General features: G+C 37.6%; 21 protein-coding genes and 1 riboswitch. Of the genes, 7 read left to right on the top strand and 14 right to left on the bottom strand.

The annotated features are described in order from the left end of the window. Positions 1 to 78: 78 nt before the first annotated feature. The 5 genes from ispG to gap form a co-directional block, all read right to left on the bottom strand. Complete coding sequence (gene ispG / locus NZ923_05700) at positions 79 to 1143, bottom strand: flavodoxin-dependent (E)-4-hydroxy-3-methylbut-2-enyl-diphosphate synthase (GenBank protein ID MCS7229514.1); 1065 nt, start codon at positions 1141 to 1143, stop codon at positions 79 to 81. Between the two features lie 24 nt (positions 1144 to 1167). Further along, the gene (locus NZ923_05695) at positions 1168 to 2013 is read right to left on the bottom strand and encodes a rhomboid family intramembrane serine protease (protein ID MCS7229513.1); all 846 of its coding nucleotides are present in this window, start codon (positions 2011 to 2013) and stop codon (positions 1168 to 1170) included. 135 nt (positions 2014 to 2148) lie between these two features. Then, positions 2149 to 3339, bottom strand: coding sequence for a phosphoglycerate kinase (locus tag NZ923_05690; protein MCS7229512.1), 1191 nt, complete (start codon positions 3337 to 3339; stop codon positions 2149 to 2151). Positions 3340 to 3355: 16 nt separating this feature from the next. Next, complete coding sequence (locus NZ923_05685; GenBank protein ID MCS7229511.1) at positions 3356 to 4072, bottom strand: hypothetical protein; 717 nt, start codon at positions 4070 to 4072, stop codon at positions 3356 to 3358. Positions 4073 to 4154: 82 nt separating this feature from the next. Then, a complete protein-coding gene (gene gap / locus NZ923_05680; GenBank protein ID MCS7229510.1) occupies positions 4155 to 5168 on the bottom strand; it encodes a type I glyceraldehyde-3-phosphate dehydrogenase in 1014 nt (337 codons plus the stop codon). Positions 5169 to 5331: 163 nt separating this feature from the next. Here gap and NZ923_05675 point away from each other — a divergent pair, with 163 nt between their 5' ends. The 5 genes from NZ923_05675 to purM all read left to right on the top strand — a co-directional run bounded on the left by NZ923_05675 (position 5332) and on the right by purM (position 8893). Beyond that, positions 5332 to 5667 carry a divalent-cation tolerance protein CutA gene (locus NZ923_05675; GenBank protein ID MCS7229509.1) on the top strand — a complete coding sequence of 112 codons (336 nt, stop codon included), beginning with the start codon at positions 5332 to 5334 and terminating at the stop codon, positions 5665 to 5667. Positions 5668 to 5681: 14 nt separating this feature from the next. After that, positions 5682 to 6431 carry an ABC transporter permease gene (locus tag NZ923_05670; GenBank protein MCS7229508.1) on the top strand — a complete coding sequence of 250 codons (750 nt, stop codon included), beginning with the start codon at positions 5682 to 5684 and terminating at the stop codon, positions 6429 to 6431. Next, positions 6428 to 7459 (top strand): spermidine/putrescine ABC transporter substrate-binding protein, encoded by a 1032-nt coding sequence (locus NZ923_05665; protein ID MCS7229507.1) that lies wholly within the window; start codon positions 6428 to 6430, stop codon positions 7457 to 7459. The genes NZ923_05670 and NZ923_05665 overlap by 4 nt, the downstream gene beginning before the upstream one ends. An 81-nt stretch (positions 7460 to 7540) precedes the next feature. Then, the gene (locus NZ923_05660; protein MCS7229506.1) at positions 7541 to 7828 is read left to right on the top strand and encodes a ferredoxin family protein; all 288 of its coding nucleotides are present in this window, start codon (positions 7541 to 7543) and stop codon (positions 7826 to 7828) included. Positions 7829 to 7885: 57 nt separating this feature from the next. Next, positions 7886 to 8893, top strand: a complete 1008-nt coding sequence (gene purM / locus NZ923_05655) for a phosphoribosylformylglycinamidine cyclo-ligase (protein ID MCS7229505.1) — start codon at positions 7886 to 7888, stop codon at positions 8891 to 8893. Between the two features lie 43 nt (positions 8894 to 8936). On the opposite strand, the gene NZ923_05650 is transcribed toward purM, so the two are convergent. From NZ923_05650 to NZ923_05635, 4 genes are all read right to left on the bottom strand, one after another. Then, the gene (locus tag NZ923_05650) at positions 8937 to 10172 is read right to left on the bottom strand and encodes an MFS transporter (protein MCS7229504.1); all 1236 of its coding nucleotides are present in this window, start codon (positions 10170 to 10172) and stop codon (positions 8937 to 8939) included. A 2-nt stretch (positions 10173 to 10174) separates the two neighbouring features. Further along, positions 10175 to 10648, bottom strand: a complete 474-nt coding sequence (gene nusB / locus NZ923_05645) for a transcription antitermination factor NusB (GenBank protein ID MCS7229503.1) — start codon at positions 10646 to 10648, stop codon at positions 10175 to 10177. 93 nt (positions 10649 to 10741) lie between these two features. Further along, positions 10742 to 11848: a leucine dehydrogenase gene (locus NZ923_05640; GenBank protein MCS7229502.1), complete on the bottom strand. Its 1107-nt coding sequence runs from the start codon at positions 11846 to 11848 to the stop codon at positions 10742 to 10744. Beyond that, complete coding sequence (locus NZ923_05635) at positions 11845 to 12672, bottom strand: ABC transporter ATP-binding protein (protein MCS7229501.1); 828 nt, start codon at positions 12670 to 12672, stop codon at positions 11845 to 11847. Before NZ923_05635 ends, NZ923_05640 begins: the two co-directional genes overlap by 4 nt. Positions 12673 to 12905: 233 nt before the next feature. Between NZ923_05635 and NZ923_05630 the strand changes: the two genes are divergently transcribed. Then, the gene (locus NZ923_05630) at positions 12906 to 13979 is read left to right on the top strand and encodes a glucose-1-phosphate thymidylyltransferase (GenBank protein ID MCS7229500.1); all 1074 of its coding nucleotides are present in this window, start codon (positions 12906 to 12908) and stop codon (positions 13977 to 13979) included. Between the two features lie 25 nt (positions 13980 to 14004). Beyond that, on the top strand, positions 14005 to 14784 hold the full coding sequence (locus NZ923_05625) for an enoyl-CoA hydratase-related protein (protein ID MCS7229499.1): 780 nt from the start codon (positions 14005 to 14007) through the stop codon (positions 14782 to 14784). A gap of 31 nt (positions 14785 to 14815) precedes the next feature. Here the strand turns inward: NZ923_05625 and NZ923_05620 are convergent, their stop codons facing one another. The 5 genes from NZ923_05620 to NZ923_05600 all read right to left on the bottom strand — a co-directional run bounded on the left by NZ923_05620 (position 14816) and on the right by NZ923_05600 (position 21062). Further along, a complete protein-coding gene (locus tag NZ923_05620; GenBank protein ID MCS7229498.1) occupies positions 14816 to 15862 on the bottom strand; it encodes a YncE family protein in 1047 nt (348 codons plus the stop codon). Beyond that, positions 15859 to 18042 carry a TonB-dependent receptor gene (locus NZ923_05615; GenBank protein ID MCS7229497.1) on the bottom strand — a complete coding sequence of 728 codons (2184 nt, stop codon included), beginning with the start codon at positions 18040 to 18042 and terminating at the stop codon, positions 15859 to 15861. Before NZ923_05615 ends, NZ923_05620 begins: the two co-directional genes overlap by 4 nt. Before the next feature lie 131 nt (positions 18043 to 18173). After that, a riboswitch (cobalamin riboswitch) is annotated at positions 18174 to 18388 on the bottom strand. 54 nt (positions 18389 to 18442) lie between these two features. Further along, positions 18443 to 19189 (bottom strand): NAD-dependent deacylase, encoded by a 747-nt coding sequence (locus tag NZ923_05610; GenBank protein ID MCS7229496.1) that lies wholly within the window; start codon positions 19187 to 19189, stop codon positions 18443 to 18445. 97 nt (positions 19190 to 19286) lie between these two features. Further along, positions 19287 to 19655, bottom strand: coding sequence for a response regulator (locus tag NZ923_05605; protein ID MCS7229495.1), 369 nt, complete (start codon positions 19653 to 19655; stop codon positions 19287 to 19289). 30 nt (positions 19656 to 19685) lie between these two features. Further along, positions 19686 to 21062 carry an Ig-like domain-containing protein gene (locus NZ923_05600; protein MCS7229494.1) on the bottom strand — a complete coding sequence of 459 codons (1377 nt, stop codon included), beginning with the start codon at positions 21060 to 21062 and terminating at the stop codon, positions 19686 to 19688. Positions 21063 to 21067: the final 5 nt, after the last annotated feature.

The raw sequence follows: 21067 nt of genomic DNA, 5'->3' as shown, positions 1-21067 counted from the left end.
TGATTACAAAAGCCCACAGATTAAAAAATCTTTCAGAAACAAGTTTAAATATAATCAACTAAATCCAAAACTTCAAAATTATCTCCCGTCTGGATTAAACTTTTCAACTTCTTCAATAACCGCCTGAACAATTTCCTGCTCTTTAACTCTTTTTACAACTTCACCATTTCGGTATAATATCCCTACTCCTTTGCCACATGCAACGCCTATATCAGCTTCGCTTGCCTCACCTGGACCGTTCACGACACATCCAAGAATAGCAACTTTGACTGGTTTCTTAATATTTTTCAACTTCTCTTGAAGTTCATTTACGATCTTGAAAAGATCAACTTCAAGACGTCCACAAGTTGGACAAGCAATTATTTCAACATTTCTCGTAGCCAGCCCGAGCGAGCGCAAAATTTCTCTACCGACTTCAACTTCTTTGATTGGATCATCAGTCAAAGACACTCTTATTGTATCTCCAATACCCTCTGCAAGCAATGTCCCTATGCCAACGGCTGATTTTATTGTCCCACTGAAAAACGGTCCAGCTTCAGTTACACCAAGATGAAGTGGATAGTCAGTTCTACTTGCTACCAATCTATTTGCTTCTATCATCAAGCGAACATCCGTTGATTTAACAGAGATGATTATATCCGAAAATCCAAATTCTTCACATATTTCAACATGACGCATTGCGCTTTCAAAAAGTGCTTCAGCCGTCGGATAACCGTATTTATCTAACAAATCTTTCTCAAGCGAACCAGAATTAACACCAATTCTAATTGGAATGCCTCTTTCTTTCGCCGCTTTTAAAACCTGCTTAATTCTTTCCTTTGAACCTATGTTTCCGGGATTTATTCTAACTTTTGCAACGCCAGCTTCTATCGCTTTTAAGGCAAAGATATGGTTGAAATGGATATCAGCAACGACAGGGATCGGGGAACCTTTAACAATTTCAGGCAACGCTTCAGCTGCCTCTTTGTCTGGAACTGCAACACGAACAATATCACAACCTGCTTCAGCAAGCTGATAAATTTGTTTAAGCGTTGCTTTTACATCTTCCGTTTTCGTCTTCGTCATTGATTGAACTGAAATCGGTGCATCTCCACCAACTGGAACATTTCCAACATAAATTTTTCGGGATTTTCTTCTATTTATCATAAAAAGTTGTTTCCTTTTGTTTTAACGCAATTTTTTGCTTGCCTCGTAAAGAATTTTCTTCTCGCGCTCGGTCAAACTATCATAGCCATACTGACTTATTTTGTCAAGTATCGCATCAATTTGTTCTTGCGTGATTATCTCATCGTCAACGAGAAGATACTTTTTTCTTGTTTTACTTTTAAATCTCGGAAGTTTTATGCTTGGAATAAATCGCCTTAAATCAAATCCAGCATACATTAATTTTATATACACAAATCCAACAACTGCACCTCCAAGATGAGCAAAGTGTGCTACTCCGTCGCTTCCGAAAACACCCATTATCAAATCAAAAAATACAAGGATCGCAACGAAAATTCTCGCTGGAATCGGAATCAAAAAATAAAGGAAGATATATCTATCTGGAAACATCACCGCAAACGCGATCATAACTCCATAAATAGCACCTGAAGCTCCAACAACAGGACCTATTTGCCCAAAAAGCGGCGCGAAAATTAAATGAGCAATTCCAGCGCCAATTCCAGATGTAAAGTAATAAACTAAAAATCTTCTCGTTCCCCAGAGGTTCTCTATCTCAGTTCCAAACATCCACAGCATCAGCATGTTGAAAAGAATGTGAAAGATCCCCTTGGGATCATGGATAAACATATAAGTTATTAACTGCCATATCTGAAATCCATCGCCAACTGGATTTAGAGCGAAATATCTATAAACATAAAGATAAAGCGGAACACCAGCAACTCTAAAATTCAATCCAAATATCACAAGCAGAAGGTAAACAATGACATTTATAATGATAAAATATTTTATCGCCGGCGGAAAAAATCTAAAACCGCCGAAGAGGCTTGGTCTGTAATACCTATAACTCATCTATGCACTCAATTTTATATTTTGCTAAAATATATAACGCTATTTGCAAAATTAAAAATAATTCCCAGGCGAGCCCCAAAGATCAAGGGCGTTGCGAATTTGATAGCACAAAAGAGTGAGAACAAAATCTATTGATTACTTATCCTTTATCGCAGCTATTCCGGGTAAAACTTTCCCTTCAAGAAATTCAAGCGATGCTCCACCGCCAGTTGAGACATGCGAAACTTTATCAGAAAGTCCTGCTTTTGCGATCGCAGAAGCTGAATCCCCACCTCCAACTATCGTCACCGCACCTTTTTGCGTTATCTCAGCGAGAAACTTGGCTATTTCAAAAGTTCCTTTTGCAAAATTATCAAACTCAAAAACTCCCATCGGACCGTTCCATACGACAGTTTTTGCTTCTTTAAGAACCTCATAAAATGCCTTAATCGTTTCCAGTCCAATATCAAGTATCATCCAATCGGGTTTGACTTTATCAACAGGGACAGTTTCAAAATTCGCATCGTTTGCAAACTTATCTGCGATAACGCAATCAACAGGCAGAACAAACTTAACATTTCTTTTCTCCGCTTCGCTTAAAATTTCTTTAGCAAGTTCAAGTTTATCTTCTTCAACAAGTGATTTTCCAACTTCATAACCTTTAGCTTTCAAAAATGTGTTCGCCATTCCTCCACCAATCAAAAAAGCATCAACTTTATCCATCAAATTTTTGATCACCTGGATCTTATCCGAAACCTTTGCTCCACCAAGAATTGCAACATATGGCTTCTCTGGATTTGAAATCGCCTTGGAAAGATATTCTACCTCTTTTTGCATCAGATAACCAACCGCCGTTTCCTTAACAAACCTTGCAACTCCTTCCGTTGAAGCATGTGCTCTGTGTGCACTTCCAAATGCATCATTTATATAAACATCCGCGATTAAAGCAAGCTCCCGCGCAAAATTTTCATCGTTTTTTTCCTCCTCAGGATGAAATCTTACATTTTCAAGTAAAAGCACTTCGCCTTCCTTCATCTCATCAACCATTTTCTTAACCTCTTCTCCAACGCAATCAGGTGCAAATTTCACCGACATACCTAACAAACTTGAAAGATGCTCCGCAACTGGTTTCAAACTATATTTTGGATCAATCCCCTTCGGTCTTCCAAGATGGCTCATTAAAATCGCCTTCCCGCCTTCTGAAATAATTTTTCTTATTGTCGGAAGTGCTTCTCTTATTCTTGTATCATCTGAAACTTTTCCATTTTCAATTGGGACATTGAAATCAACTCTTACAAGGACTCTTTTTCCTTTAAGGTTAAGGTCATCAATTGTTACCTTTTTCATGTTGTTATTGCTTCTTTTATTTTTTGAATGTGAACTTGTTTGTTTCGTAAACTATTTTAACGGTTCCAAGTTTTAGTAACAAAACTCTTGGGAAAAACTGAATTTCATTTCTGATTGGAAGGTAAAAATCCCCGTGGTCTGCGATATCAAGAAATTGTTTGCTTTGATTTTTACCCGCTCGTTTTGACTCATATGTTACATCGTATTCACATCTAATTGGGAAGTGGCTATCTTTTTCAACCCAGATTTTTCCATCGCCATTGGAGCTTATGCTGTCGTTTTTAACTTTAAAATCAACAGTTATCACATAACAATCCTTACCGTTGAGTTTTTCGCTTCCTTTCAGTTTGAAATTTATTTTCCTATCCGATGAGTTTTCCGTCCATCTGATGAATGGGAAGACGAGATTTTTGATTTTCAAATTTTCACCTTGCCTTACTCGCTCAATTCGTTTCGCAACGGCTATGCTCTGCGAATCAGCTTTTTCAGGAATTGATACCAATTTCCTTTCCTTTATTTCGCCATTCTCAAACTTAACATCATACAAAAATTCATAATTTCCTTTTCTCACGGTCATGTCGTAATTCATCAAAACCTTAAGTTTAAATTCACCGGAAAGAGTTTCAATTTTTTTATCGTTAGCTTCAACAGCTTGAATTGCTTTATTGATCACATCATTTGCGTTCTGCGAAAATGTGGAGCTTACAATCAGAAAAATTAAAATGAAAAGCATTACAAATCTCCTTAGTTTATGGGATTTTAAACAATCACGACCCACTCCCAAGATAATCTGGGAGTGGGCTTTGAACAAAGAATTAATCTCTCATCATGCTAGCCATCTTCAACGCAAGATCAACGACCCTGACAGAATAACCCCACTCATTATCATACCATCCGATGACTTTAACAAGATTTCCGCCCATGACCATTGTTGATTTAGCATCAAAAATACAGGAGTGCGGATTTCCAATTATATCGCTTGAAACGATCTCATCTTCTGTGTATTCAAGAATTCCTTTCAAATATGTCTCGCTTGCTTCTTTAAATGCTTTATTTACTTCTTCAACTGTGACTTCCCTATCAAGTTCAGCTACGAAATCGGTAACGGAGCCATCTGGAACTGGCACGCGAAGGGCAAAGCCATGAAGTTTCCCATTTAAATCTGGAATAACCTTGCCAACTGATTTAGCAGCACCTGTTGTCGTCGGAATTATTGACATCCCCGCTGCTCTTGCCCTTCTTAAATCTTTGTGTGGTAGGTCAAGAACTCGTTGATCATTTGTATAAGCATGAACCGTCGTCATTAAACCTTTTCTAACCTTGAAATTATCGTGCAAAACCTTAACCATTGGAGCAAGGCAATTCGTTGTGCAGGACGCGTTTGAAACGATCGTATCATCAGGAGTTAAAATGTGATCATTTACTCCAATGACGATCGTTTTCTCCACTCCATCTGCAGGTGCTGTGATTATGACTTTTTTCGCTCCAGCTTGAATGTGTTTTTCAGCATCAGCTTTCTTGGTAAAAACTCCTGTTGATTCAATTACAATATCAACCCCCAAATCTTTCCAAGGCAATTGGCTTGGATCTTTAACGGCGAGAACCTTAATTTTTTTGCCATTCACAATTAACTCGCTATCGGTATACTCAACGGTTCCAGGAAAACGACGATGAATTGAGTCATATTTTAAAAGGTGCGCAAGAGTTTTTGTGTCTGTAATATCGTTTATTGCGACGAACTCAAGAGCATCTACATTATTCTGGACTGCAGCTCTGAATACAAGTCGTCCAATTCTTCCAAATCCATTGATTGCGACTCTGACTGTCATTTTTCCTCCGAACTTAATTTTTTTATTTTTTAACTCATTTAAATTTAAACATGAAGTGTTTAAAAAACAACTATTTTGCCGGTAAAAATCCGCAAAATTTAAAAAGCTTGAACTTCTCGCTTCAACTTTATATCTTAAAAGCAAAAACTTGGCTTGTGGAACTATGACAAATTACATCGTCGTCCTTATAACCACACCAAATGTGATAGAAGCGCGAAAGATATCAAAAACACTCGTTGAAGAAAAACTTGCCGCTTGCTGTAATATCATAGAAAGAGTAAATTCAATTTACTTTTGGCAAAACAAAATTGAAGACGACTTTGAATCACTTATTATCATCAAAACGAAAAAGGATGTCTTCCCGGAACTTGTAAAGCGAGTAAAAGAAATGCACAAATATACTGTCCCTGAAATCATAGCGCTTCCAATTATTGATGGCTCTGAGTCATATCTCAACTGGATTGATGAAACAGTAAAACAGACCGAAAAAGAAAAGTGAAAGGCAATTTACTTATGAAAATTTACACATTAAGCGTTTATGCTTTTCTATATCTCCCAATTTTTGTTTTGATCGTTTTATCGTTCAACAAATCAAAGTGGACGACGATCTGGGAGGGTTTCACATTTCAGTGGTATGTGAATCTATTCAATAACAAGGTTTTACTCAATTCCTTGAAAAATAGTTTGCTTATTGCTTTTGCATCAACTTTGATTTCAACCATATTTGGGACGCTTGGAGCTGTTGGATTGAAAAAACTTGACTTCAAATTGAAGGAAAGTTTTAAAATCTTGATTTATCTTCCGATCATAATTCCTGAAATTGTCCTTGCTGGAGCATTGCTAAGCTTTTTTGGCTTCATAAAGATCACGCTTGGATTCACGACCGTCATAATTGCTCATATTGTTTTCAGCATTTCGTATGTCGTTTTGATCGTCTTAGCAAGATTACAAAACATTGAAAAGGAAATTGAGGAATCGGCGCTTGATCTCGGGGCAAACGAATTTGAAGTTTTCAAGAGAGTCACACTTCCGCTTCTTTTTCCTGCGATAGTTTCATCTTCCCTCATCGTATTTACGCTCTCAATTGATGATTATCTTATCACATCTTTCGTTGCTGGTGTTGGCTCAACAACATTGCCACTTCAAATTTACTCAATGTTAAAAACAAATGTGACACCGGAGATAAACGCAATCTCAACGATCATATTAATAACCACTACTACAGCGATAATTTTATCACAAAAATTGCTGATGTCAAAATGAAGGATAAAATTTTATTTGTGGGATTTTTGCTAATTTTTTCGCTTGCCCTTTCATCTTGTGCAAAAAATGAAAAGGTGGTCAACATCTATATTTGGTCGGATTATCTACCGCAAGATGTTATAGATGAATTTGAAAAGACAACAGGAATTAAAATCAATCTTGACACTTACGATTCAAACGAGGTGTTGCTTGAAAAACTACAAACTGGCGTCAGCCAGTATGATGTCGTCATGCCATCCGATTACATGGCTCAAATACTCATTCATCAAAATCTTTTACAAGAAATAGACAAAAGCAAAATACCAAACATAAAAAATATAAATCCACGATTTTTAAATCTTGAATACGATCCACAGAACAGGTTCACAATTCCATTTTTCTGGGGGACAACTGGCTTTGCGTATAGAAAAGATAAACTTGGTAATCTGCCAGAGTCGTGGAAGGTCCTTTTTGATGAAAAATATAAAGATAAAATTTTAATGCTTGATGATATGCGTGAGTGCTTCGCAGTTGCGTTAAAACTTCTTGGACATTCAATCAATGAGAATGATACGGCAATTCTTATAAAAGCGAAAGAACTTTTAATGCAACAGAAAAATTTAGTTAAACAATACAATAGCTCTGGCTTTGATCAAGCGATTTTATCAGCCGATGTATGGATCGCTCACGGATGGAGTGGGCAACTTGTTAAGGCTTCGGAATATGACTCAAATATAGTCTATGTTCTTCCAAGAGAAGGCGGAACATTATGGATTGATAACCTCGCAATTCCAAAATCAGCAAAAAACATTGAAAACGCACATGTCTTTATCAACTTCCTTCTCAAGCCAGAGGTCAGCGCAAGAGTAAGTGAATTTTCTGGCTATGCTACCGTGAATGATTCAGCAAAAAAACTTATTGATCCAAAATATCTAACAAATAAAAGATATCCTGATGAAGAAACTCTAAAAAATTTTGAGTTGATGAAAGACCTCGGCCCTGTTACAAAACTTCTTGATAGGTTTTGGACAGAAATAAAATCGCGGTAATTTGACAAAAGTCAATTTTCTGAAACTTTTTTATTCTTAAATTTTGCTTGTCAACTTAAAAACAAAATCAGGAGAACCTCAATGGCGTACATTATTGCTGAACCCTGCGTCGGTGTCTGTGACACCGCCTGCGTCCAAGTTTGTCCTGTCAATTGTATCTACGGTCCAGAAGGTTATGATATTACGAATGAAGAGCATTTGAAAGAGATGCGTGAAAAGAAGATGCAGCTTTATATCCATCCACAAGAATGCATTGATTGCGGTGCTTGCCAACCAGAATGTCCAGTTGAAGCAATCTTCCCAGAAGCTGAGGTCCCAGAAAAATGGCAACAGTATATACGAATTAATTACGAAAGATTTGGACTGTAATTTTCAAAGCCCGACCATCAGGTCGGGCTTTTTGCTTTAAAATAAATTTCCAAAACTATGAAAACTTACAAAAGCGTTGGAGTAGATATTGACTCTGCTGAATCTTTAGTGGAAAAAATAAAACCATTAGTTAGAAAAACTTTCAATCAAAGAGTTTTGACCGATATTGGTTTGTTCGGCGCTTTTTATGATGCAAAGTTTGAAGAATATAAACATCCAGTTCTCGTTTCAAGCACCGATGGAGTTGGCACGAAACTTAAAATTGCTTTTCTTACAAACAAACATGACACTGTTGGACAAGACCTTGTAAATCACTGCGTGAACGATATCCTTGTATGCGGTGCGAAACCTCTTTTCTTTCTTGACTATTTCGCGACTGGAAAATTAAACATTCAAGTAGCCGAACAAGTAATTTATGGGCTCGCAAAGGCTTGCGAAGAAAACAACTGTGCTTTAATCGGCGGGGAAACTGCAGAAATGCCTAATTTCTATTCCGAAGGCGAATACGACCTTGCTGGAACAATCGTCGGTATCGTTGAAAAAGAAAAAATAATCAAAGGAGACAAAGTTAAAAACGGAGATATTCTTGTCGCACTTCCATCTACAGGACTTCACACAAATGGATACTCACTTGCAAGGGCTGTCTTGCTTGAAAAATTCAAATTAGATGAATTCATTCCTGAACTTAACAGTACCCTTGCGGAAGAACTTCTTAAAATTCACCGTTCATATCTTAAGCCCATTTCAAAACTTCTTGAAAAATTTGAAATCCACGCAATGTCGCATATAACAGGTGGCGGTATCATCGGAAACACGAAAAGAGTTGTCCCGAAAGAATTAACTATCAAAATTGATTGGAATTCTTGGGAAAGACCGCCAATTTTTAATCTCATCCAAAAACTTGGAGATGTCCCAGAGGAAGATATGCGCCGGACATTTAATCTCGGTGTAGGTTTGATTCTAATCGTTGATAAAAACGATGCAGATAAAATTGTAAATGAGCTAAGATCAATTGGAGAGAACCCGTTCATAATTGGCGAAATAAGCACACTTTCTTCGTCATAATGAAAAATGACATTAATCCCCAACGCTTTAAATCGTATCACGATTAACCGCTGAATTTTTCTTCCTTTACTCTTTGTAGAAGGATTAAACCAACGATGAAGAAAAGAGCAACTGATATAACTGCTATTCTTTGGCTTCCCGTAATTGATGAAACGAACCCAAAGACAAGTGGACCAAGTATTGCGGAGGATTTTCCAAAAAATGAATAAAATCCGAAAAACTCGGTTTTCTTTTCAGGTGGAATTATTTTTGACATCAAGCTTCTGCTCGTTGATTGCGAAGAACCCATGGCAGCTCCAGCTATAAATCCGATTATATAAAAACTTGTCTTATCGTTGCAAAAATACGCTCCTACTGCAGTTGCGATCCACATTAAAAGAGTTATACTTAGTGTCTTTTTCTGCCCGATGCTATCTGCAATTATACCGAATATCACAGATCCAAGTACAGCGGTTGATTGAACGGAAAGAAAAAATGTTAATATCTCCACAAGTGAAAAATTAAGGGTAAGTCGTGCGAAAATTGAAGCAAATATTATCACAGTATTTATTCCATCAGCATAGATAAAATACGAAAGCAAAAATCGCCCAATGTTTTTATATCTCGCTGCGTTCTGAAATGTCGCTTTAACTCGCTCAATTCCAATTTTAAAGTAAGATATTTTTCCAGGCGAGCTCGCTTTCCTTTCCTTTATCACTATGAAAAATGGAAGTGAAAAAAGCAAGAAAAAAAGCGATGTTATAACGAAACTTAATCTTACATTGATCAAGTTTTCAGGTGTGAATTCTCCTTTTAGAAACGGGAAAGCGATAAGCAAAGATATGAACGAACCAATATATCCCATCGCAAAACCATATCCAGAAACCCTTCCGTAGCTTCTCTCACTGGTTATCTCTGGGAGAAATGCGTCATAAAAAACAAGCCCCGCTTCAAACCCGATATTAGCGAATATCAATAAAATCATCCCCAAAAGAACATCACCGCGCTCAACGAAAAACATTAAACCTGTTGAAATAATGCAAAGATATGTGAAAACAAATAGAAAAAATTTTTTATTTGAACTATAATCTGCAATTGCCCCGAGAAACGGAGATATGAAAGCCACAATTAGCATTGAAATGCTGAAAGCAAGTCCCCAGAGAAAATCCCCAATCTCGGAATTTCCGGTTACAATCTCCCGAAAATAAACCGAATACGCAGTCGTTAAAATTAAAACAGAAAAGGATGTATTTGCGAAGTCAAAAAGAGTCCAGATGAAAATTTTGAACCTTTTTCCCACTTTCAATCCCTTTCTTTTCTCAAACTCTTGTCAATCAGTCCCCTTCCGTATTTATTAAGTTGCCCTGTTTCTCTAAGTTCGTTGTAAATTGCATCAAGGACGCCGTTGACGAATTTTCCGCTTCTTTCCGTGCTAAATTTCTTCGCAAGCTCAATTGCTTCGTTTATGGATACTTTCGGTGGAATTTCAGGAAAATATTTCAATTCACAAACACCTATACGCAGAGCTATCTTGTCAATTAAAGCGAGCCGTTCAATTTCCCAATTTTTTATCTTGCTTGCGATTATTCTATCAATCTCATCAATATTCTCTATGACGCTTAAGAACAAGCTCTTACCGAACTCGTAGCTTTCCTTATCAGATTGAAAATCAGAAAATAGATCAGAAAGTATGAATTCGGGAGAATTTCCAGAAATCTCATAAGCATAAAGCATTTGCAAAACTCTTTCGCGAATTAGTCTGCGCTTGAAGGACACTTCTTCATACTCGCTATTTGGTAATTCTTTTTCTATACGCACTCCTTTTTATGATTTTAAAAGCCCGCTCCCAAAGAAGGAGCGGGTTCAAGTTTACCTGTGATATCGTTTTTCAAGTGATGCTTTCGTGGTATCAAGCGAAATTTTTTTGATTCTTAAAGCGCTCATGATTCTTTCCTCAGCAAGCCTTGCTGAAGCCACATGTGTTGGGATATTTTCCTTCTTTGAGATTTCAAAAACCTTCATCAAGGTGTCATAAATTCCTTCCGCTTTCCTCATTGCGTGTTCCTTGCTATAACCTTCAACTTCTCTTCCGACATTTATCAATCCTCCTGCGTTTATTACATAGTCAGGTGCGTAGAGAATTCCTCGCTCCATGAGCATTTTTGCGTGTTTATCTTCATCAAGCAATTGATTGTTTGCTCCTCCCGCGATGATTTTAAATTTAAAACGAGGTATCGTTTCATCGTTTACTATTCCACCGAGTGCGCAAGGGGCAAAAATATCGGCATCAACATCATAAATCTTTTCCGGCTCAACAAACTCAGCGTTGCACTCATTAACACATTGTTTAACTTTTTCGGGAATTATGTCAGTTATGTAAATCTTTGCTCCGTCTTTTGCAAGATGCTGACATAAAAATCTTCCAACTTGTCCAGCTCCTTGTATTGCGATTTTCTTTCCAGCGAGCGTTTCGTTTCCATAAACCTCTTTAACACAAGCTTTTATTCCAACATAAACTCCATAAGCTGTAACTGGTGCTGGATTCCCGCTTCCTCCAAGCGATTCAGGAATACCCGTGACAAATTTTGTTTCAGCGAAAATCCATTCCATAACTTTTTCGTCGGTTCCGACATCTTCAGCGGTTATATATCTACCACCCAAGCTTTGCACAAATCTTCCGAATGCTCTGAAAAGCGCTTCATTTCTTTGTGTTTGCGGATCACCTATTATAACTGCCTTCCCGCCACCGAGATTAAGACCCGCAACTGCTGCTTTATATGTCATTGCTTTTGAAAGGCGAAGGACATCAAGAAGTGCCTCTTCTTCGTTTTCATATTTCCACATCCTAACTCCACCAAGACCAGGTCCGAGAACAGTATTATGAATTGCAATTATTGCTTTTAAGCCAGTTGAATCATCATAACAATATACAACTTGTTCATGCCCGTGCTTCTGGATAAGTTCAAAAGCGTTCATCTTTTTCGCTCCTTTTGGTTTTTTAATTTATCTATGAACTGCCCAATTTTATCTGGCAAGAGAGTGATTCTCGGTTTTGCAGTAGCTGGATTTATGTCAACAAGGACATCTGCATTATAAACATTTTTTATATTATCTTCACTTAAAACGATATCAGGTTTCCCCATCGCGTAAATTTCTCCATTTGATAAAAGTATAACTCTATCGCTATATGATGCAATAAGGTTCAAATCGTGCGAAACTGCGATAACTGTCACATTTTTTTCCATCGCAAGCGTTTTTAGAAGCGAGAATGTTTCAATTTGATGAGAAATGTCAAGATGTGCGTTCGGTTCGTCAAGTAATATAATTTGTGGTTGTTGAGCAAGGGCTCGGGCAATCAAAACCATTTGCCTTTCCCCAAACGATAAAGAGGTTATAGGTTTATCGGCGAGATTTTTTATATTTGTCAATTCCATTACCTCAAGTGCTATTTCAATATCTTCATTTGTTTCAAAACCAATTCCATTAAGATATGGTGTTCTCCCCATCAACACGACTTCCAGCACAGTGTAGGGAAATGCAAAGAAGTTATCTTGTGGAACAAATCCGATTATCCTTGCTAAATCTTTCAGCGAATACGAATTTATATTCTTGTTAAAAATTAGCACTTCTCCCTTATTTGGCAAAAGAAGGCGAATGAGAATTTTTAGGAGTGTTGTCTTCCCCGAGCCATTTGGACCGATCAAACTTACAAACTCACCTTGGGCGACCTCAAAACTTATATTTTTAAGAACGGGCTTATGCTTATAACTAAAGCATATGTCGCTGACCTTAACAATCATAATTTCAATGTTCGTTATAAAATTTCACTGGAAATTTAACCAAAAAAAGATAATTTTGCAATTATGCTTCAAATTACTTGCCTCAAACATTCCCCTCATCACAAAGTTTAAGACGATGCGTTTAAAATTATTCTGCGATGAGCTTGGATCCCAACTTAATTGATAAATACTTCAACTTTTCTTAAATTTTAGCAAACCCAAGAAATTAACATCAAAAACAAAATCGGTGGAAAATGAAGGCACTTATAGCAAGTGGTGGAAGGGGGACGAGGTTAAGACCACTCACCCATACACAAAATAAACACCTCATTCCGATAGCAAATAAACCAATGCTTCACTATGCCATTGAAACAATTTCAGAAGCTGGAATAAAAGAAATTGGAATTGTCTACAACGCAGATAGCGATGAAGTCCCGAAAGCAATTGGCGACGGAAGCAAATGGGGTGTTAAGATAACATATATACCACAAGAAGCGCCACTCGGACTCGCCCATGTTGTGATGATAGCTGAGGATTTCATCAAATCTGATAAGTTCGTTTTTTATCTCGGTGATAATATGTTTGTCGGAGGCATAAAAAAATTTGTTGAGGAATTTGAAAAAAATGAATATAATTGCTTTTTAACACTTGCGAAGGTAAAAGATCCACAAAGATTTGGCGTACCTGAAATAGTTGATGGCAAAATAATTAGAATTGAAGAAAAGCCCAAAGTTCCAAAGAGCAATTACGCAGTCGCTGGAATTTATTTTTATGATAGTTCAATTTTTGAAGCTGTTAAGAACATAAAACCAAGTTGGCGCGGAGAGCTTGAAATTTCAGATGCACATACTTACTTGATTGAAAAAGGCTATAAGATCGGATTTGCGGAGATCACCGGATGGTGGAAAGATACAGGAAAGCCAGAAGATCTGCTTGAAGCAAATCGCCTCGTGCTTGATTCACTTGAACCAAGGATTGAAGAAGATGTTGAACTTGACCAACACACCAAGATTGAAGGTAAAGTTATACTTCAAAATGGCGCAAAAATAAAAAATAGCATCATACGAGGTCCAGCAATAATAGGAAAAAATTGTGTGATAGAAGGAAGCTACATCGGTCCGTATACATCCATTGATGAAAACACATTGATTCTAAACAGCGAAGTTGAATACAGCATAATTATGAAAAACTGTAAAATTTTGAATGTCGGGATTAGAATTGAAAGCAGTTTGCTTGGAAACGATGTTGAAATAGTTGAAGCAACTGGAAAACCCCGAGTTCACAAATTTATGCTCGGCGATCAATCAAGAGTTGAAATTGCTTGGTAAAAATAAAAAGAATTAGGAGGGAGAAATGTATCAAAACATCTTATTTGAAGTAAAAGACCATATCGCATTTGTAACAATTAACAGACCCGAAAAGTTGAACGCTCTTAACAATCAAACCATGCTTGAATTGAAAGATGTGTTCACAAAAATTAAAAACGATAATGATATTTATGTCGTCATAATAACCGGCTCTGGTGAAAAAGCGTTTGTGGCAGGGGCAGATATAGCAGAACTTAATAAACTTGATGCCGTATCTGGGCGCGAATTTGCTGAAAGAGGGCAAGAAGTTTTTAATTTAATTGAAAACTTAGGTAAACCTGTAATCGCTGCAGTTAACGGCTATGCTCTCGGTGGAGGAAGCGAACTAGCTTGGGCTTGCCATTTCAGAATTGCCTCCGAAAACGCTGTCTTTGGTCAGCCAGAAATTGACCTTGGAATCATCCCCGGATATGGTGGAACACAAAGATTAACCCGGCTTATTGGGAAAACAAAAGCAATGGAACTTGTTTTAACAGGTAAAAGGTTCACCGCAAAGGAAGCTTATGAAATGGGGCTTGTCAACAAAGTCGTTCCACAATCAGAACTTTTAAAAGAAGCGGAAGAGCTTGCAAAAACTCTCGCATCAAAACCACAAATCGCAGTCCGCATGGGGATTAAAGCAGTGAACATGGCATATGAAACAACTCTCAGCGATGGACTTCACCTTGAGGCAACTCTATTTGGGATATGCTGTGGAACTGAAGATTTTAAAGAAGGAACTTCCGCTTTCCTTGAAAAGAGAAAACCCGTTTTTAAAAACAAATAAACTCTTCGGGGGCATCCGCCCCCGAAAAAAATCAATACGCAAATGCAAATGAACTCGGTATTATTCCTGCCTGAAACTTTTTAATAAACGCACCATTCAAATCATAAATATAAACCTCTCCCTTTTGAACGAAATCTTTGGCATCTGAACAATATAAATGTCTATTTAACGGATCAAACCCAATTGAATAGAAATTCCCACGGATAAAGGTCTCATTTTTCTCTTTCGTTCTCAAGTTTATCCTAACTATGTTTCCGTTTTTAATTGTATAAGCGAAATCACCAACGATTAAAAGTCGCGATGGATGCCCACCGATTACAATTGAATCAACAACGACATCAGCGCTAACATTAATTGCAAATAATTTCCCATCCGTATCATCATTTGGATTTTGCCAATCACCATAGGAACCATAACACAAAACCCACAATCTTCCTAATTGATCAACAGCAAAAGCATCTGGACCATCCCCCACATTTATTGTTTTAATAACTCTGTTCGTTGATGGATCAATTACTGAAACAGTTCTTCCATTTCCAAACCCTGAATTTGCGACATAAACTTTGTTGCCAAAGGCAACGATTCCAGTTGGATTACTTCCAACTTTTATCGTATCAACCACAACTCTATTCGTTGTTAAGTCAATTACAGACACCGCACCTCTGTATAAATTTGTAACATATCCCCTGTTACCATGCAATGCAATTTTGTAAGGGCTTGCTTGCGAAAGCAAAATCGTTGCAAGAGATCTATGTGTCCTCGTCTCAATAACCTCTATTTTATCAGAGTTATTTACAACTATGTATGCTTTGCTTCCATCACCGCTAATCACGATGTCATTCCCAGTATCGCCGAGCCCCCTTCCATTGACCCGCGAAAAGACATCTTCATAAACAATGTTTGAATCAGGAACATAATAGCTCAATGTTGAATTATTTCTTCCAAAGTTACCTTCGTTCAAAACATAGACGCCTCTCAAGACAGGAACATCAGATGTAACTGGCTCGCTTTTCTTACAGCCGCTGTAAATCAGTAGAACTGTTAAGAAAAGAGCAAAGATGATTTTGATTTTTTTCATTTTTCTTGATCCTTTTTGTTTTTGTTGCTGTTTATTAGTGCAGAAATTTCAAACATAAAACTTCTCAAAGGCATTGGATATCCAACCATCGTTTCATAATTCTCGTTGAAGATGTTTTTCACAGTTATTTTAAGTTTGCTGTTAACAAACCGAGTTTGCAGGTTCAACCCAGTCGTGAAATCAACGACGAAGTAAGGTTGCAACCATCTATCGTTCATCTCTGTCGTGTATCTTATTCCAACATAATTTCCATAGAGCACGAAAAAGATTTTATCAAAGTTTAATTCAGCTCTAATGTTTCCACTTGATGTCGGAATGTAAATAAGAAACTTGTTATGAGTTGCATCGTCGTCCCTTCGCTTGTTTACGCGAATGCTTCTGACTGCGGAAAAATTACCGGATACAAGGAAAGATTTAAACAGGTTCACTTCGCCTGAAATTTGAAAGCCGGTTGATCTAACCCGATCAATGTTTATCGGTCTCCATATGCTTTGATTTTCTTTAGATGGCAACCAAACGATTCTATCGTCAATGTTAAGATCAAAGAAAGCAACTTCAAATCTTGTCTCCCTAATGATATTTGATTTTAAATTCGCGATCATTATAAAGCCAACATCATAGCCTTTTGACTTCTCTGGTTTTAATTCCCTATTTCCTGCGCCATGCCAATAAAGATCGTTGAAAGTTGGAGCCCTGAAGCTTGTGCCATAACTAAACTTCACATTTAAAGAAGGTTTCCGTAATGTTTCAAAGTTAACACCAAATTTATAAACGAATCTGTTTCCAAAATCTGAAAAATAATCGTTTCTTAACATTGGATAAATTCTAAAGGTTGGCAAGACAGGCATTTTGAATTCCTTCTCACCAGTTAAGAAAACAGCAAGATTTAATCTCCTTGCCTTCTGAAACGAATTTCCCTCCCCAATTCCAAAAGATGTTTCAATACCGGAGGACACAATAAAGTCAGAACCAAATTTAAAAATTGAATTCAAAACCGCTGAATAAAACAAATTTCGCAAATAGCTATCAATCCCAGAGCCAGCTATGATCAAATCGTTGTTAACATATCTTTGATATGAACTTTTGAACATCGCTGTTGCTTTTAAAACCAAGTTCGCAAATGTTTTCAAAGTTGAAATTGAAACATTTAAATCTTCATCAAATTGCCATGCTGTGCTCGTTGGATCAAACTTCGTAACTTGAGCTGGAATTCCACGATTGGAGCGAACATAAAATGCTGAGATAGATAAACTTTGATTTGAGAGAACAAAATATATGTCTGAGTTGCTAAAATGCGAATTTTTTCTTCTCAATGTTATATACTCCTTCCCAAACCTATACTTATAGCTAAAATTTCCAGAGCCGTAAGTTCGTGAGAATGAAGAAAGATAAGATAAATTCCCAATTCCGCCAGAAACCCTTGCGTTAAATTTTCTCAAGCCGAAGGAATCAAAACCGAAATTAACGCCGACATCATCGCTTTTCGTTTTTGTGATAATGTTAACAACTCCACCAATTGCATCAGCCCCATAAAGTGATGATAAATTGGAATGAATGATCTCAATTCTTTCTATAACATCAAGAGGAACCAAACTCAGATCAAGAACCCCATTTTGATAGCTTGAGATTCTGATCCCATTCAGAAGAAACACAGTATGCTCAGAACCAGTCCCGCGAAGGGAAATTGTTTTCAATGTGGATGGTGTCCCCCCATAATCTCTAACATAGACCGATGTTGCTCTTTTCAATATATCGGCGATTGAGGTGTATGAGGTTATTTGAAAAGTTTCACTATCTATGATTTCCACAAAATTTGAAACCTTGGAGATGTTGCTCTGATACCGCGTAGCCGAGATGGTAATTTCATCAAACTTTATCACACGGTTTGTCATCTGCAAGAATATGGAAGTATCTGCGTAAACATATAGAATTTCATCAAGTTCTTTAAATGAAAGATGTTTTACAGAAATTTTAACTTTGCCTGGTTTGACTTTTAACCTAAAAACTCCGAGCGAATCAGTTATCGCTCCACTGCGGAAATTGCCTTGTGTTAACTCAATACTGGCATTAACAATAGGGTTCTTGTTTTCATCAAACACATAACCTGTTAAAGTCAACTCTTGTCCCAAAAGATTTTCAAAAAGCGCCGATAGCATTAGGAGAAATAAAACGGAACGCATAGTTCAAAAACTTTAATTTTAAAACAAAAAACCCAACCAACTCTCAGAAAGAAACCGAGAGAAGGTTGGGTTTGATGAAGATCAAAAACTTTTTAGTTGTTTTTGAATCCTCAACCTCCCCTCGGAGGTTTTGGATTCGCAGGGATTCTGGCAGGTCTCCTGGCTTTCCCGAAAACTTCGGCTCGCCTTCCCATCTCTTGACAAGAGACAGTGGCTTTAGCGCCAGCAGGCGCATTGCCGAAGTTTGATTGTCTCGGGATCACAGTTGCGGGGCAGCGCCGGACTTTCACCGGACTTCCCTTTTAACCCCTTGCAAGACAAGGGGACCAGAATCCCAAATGTTAAAGAACAAACTTAACTTTCTTTGCAAAATATAAGCACAGCAAAATTAAAAATCAAATCAAACCGATTCCTCACTTTTTTCCTTTAATTTCTTAACAAGTTCTGGTAGAACTTCACCCGATTTTCCAATTATCACCTCATCCATAAACCAAGATAAATCAGTTCGTTCTATGTTGATTTCAACAGTATATGCACCACTTCTTTTCGCAATTTGAGGAAGTGAAGCGGCTGGATAAACAACTCCTGATGTTCCAATTGAGAAGAAAACATCACAATTTGATGCGGATTCTTCAGCTTTATCCCAAGCATCAATTGGAAGCATCTCACCAAACCAAACAACATCAGGTCTTATCAACCCACCACACTCGCACTTTGGTACCTTCATCTCAAGCGCAAGATTTACATCATCGTATCTTTTGCCGCATTTAATGCAGTAATTTTTTTCAATGTTTCCGTGAAGCTCAATTACATTTTTACTTCCGGCTCTGCGATGAAGGTTATCAACATTCTGAGTTATAAGCGTAAAGTTTGGCAATATGTTCTCAAGTTCAACAAGTGCATAATGCCCTGGATTTGGCTTAACTTCCAAAATGAGTTTCCTTCTGTAATTATACCATTCCCAGACGAGTTCAGGATTACGAATGAAAGCATCAAAAGTTGCAAGTTCTTCTGGCTTGAATTTTTTCCACAAACCTTCCTGTCCTCTGAAAGTTGGAACCCCGCTTTCGGCAGAGATACCAGCTCCAGTAAGGACAACGACTGATTTTGCAGATTTTAGCTTTTGAATCAGTTTTTCAGAAAACATCGCAATTATTGTTTTTAAATTTTGAAAATAAAAAAACCGATCTTCTTGGGATACATCCCAAGCAAGATCGGCCAGGGGGGAAGTTCAGCTGGTTAGCTCATCTTCCGAGAGCACGATTAATTGAAGTTAAAATATCTTCAAGATCATAAGGTTTGCTAACAAAGTCAGAAGCACCAAGTTTTAAAGCTTCAATTGCATTTTTCACATCAGCATATGCGGTCAGCATTATAACTTTAATTTCTGGCTTATTCTGTTTTATAAACCTTAGCACTTCAAACCCATCAACCCTCGGCATTTTAATATCTAAAAGGACGACATCATAATCTTTGCTTTTTATCGCTTCAATTGCCTCATCTCCGTCGCCAGCAGTTTCAACCTCATAACCTTCAGCGGCAAGTTCCGTACTTAACAAATATCTCAATGCCTCTTCGTCATCAACAACGAGGACCCTTGATTTCTCTGGCATCTTTAATCCGCCTCCATTTTTTATTTTGTTTTATCTTACCGTTCCTGAGATATTAACAGTTGCAGACCCATTTGGTCCAGTTGTAGAAATACGAATCAAAACAGGGCGCGGTGTATCATCGCCAGTTGTATCTTGAATTGCAAATGAAAACCTTGTCCAACTTCTATCTCTGGTATCTGGCAAAGTTATATCAAGATCTCCTAACGCTTTTATATCTTTACCATCAATAGAAACTTTTATCGTGGTCCCACCTGCTAATGGATTTCCATTTTGATCGCTCACAGTATAATTAAAAATCTGGGACCCAAGGTTCGGGATACTAAATGTTGAAGGTGTGACTGTCACTTGAGGTATCCCTGAGAAAAGAACTATAGTTTCAGCTTTTATTGTTCGTTGATTTTCATCAGCTGTTGTTGCAGTTACAACTGCGTAACCTGGACCGAGGACTGGATGAACAGGTCTTGGCTCAGCTGAAATTAAGTTAACACTGCCCTGTCCTCTGTTATCTGTCAAAACTGAACCTTCAATTATCCCTCCAGTCGTTGTAAAATACACTGCGGTTCCGGGTTTGACTGGATTTCCATATTTATCTCCAACATAAGCTGTTATCCTATTAGTTAATCCGAAAATGTTATAGCCAGGAAAATTCAACTTGTCTGGAGCGATGCTGAAATGAGCTGAATCCGGTAGCCCACCATGAATTACAATCACCACTGGTAATGATCTTATTGTCCTTGTTCCAGAGACAGCTTCAGCAACAATTTGAACAACACCTGCTCTTGTTCCACTTACAACATTAGCCGTCACACGTCCCTTGCTATCAGTTCTAGCTCTTGGGGGATGAACAAATTCACCGCCACCTGGTCCTGAACCAATCCTGAAGCTAACTTCAACCGAATGAGCAAGGTCAACGGGTTTCCCACTTGAATCTTGAACTTCAAAAACAAGTTGAGCGGTCTCAACAGAACCACTTCCTTTTACACCTATGTTTTTCGCTGATTGTGAAACAAGAACAATACTTGCTGGCTCACCGCTTGTTGGAACTTCTGAAACAACTCTTTTTAACATTAAAACTGGAACATCAACCTTTCTTCCCGGAAGAGCTAATACCTTACTTGTGTCAGGTTCATAACCTTCTTTGAACGCTACAATTTGAAGTTCAGTTTCAACCTCAATTTGAAAATTAAATTGGTATCTTCCTAATGAATCTGTATATGTTATAAGCGCTGGGGTTATGCCAAGAATTCGCACGACAGCATTTCTAATCGGAGCATTTGTTGCTTCTTCAAGCACTCGTCCGTTTAAAACAACGGTTTTTTGCTGTTTCTCTTCTTCTGGCTCAACTGCTTTTTTACATCCAGAAAAAAGCAAAAAAACCAATATGGAAAAAATCAATACTTTTCTCATCACGA

Source organism: Candidatus Kryptonium sp. (assembly GCA_025060635.1).
Taxonomy (GTDB): Bacteria; Bacteroidota; Ignavibacteria; order Kryptoniales; family Kryptoniaceae; genus Kryptonium.
This window is presented reverse-complemented; position numbering and strand designations above follow the sequence as displayed.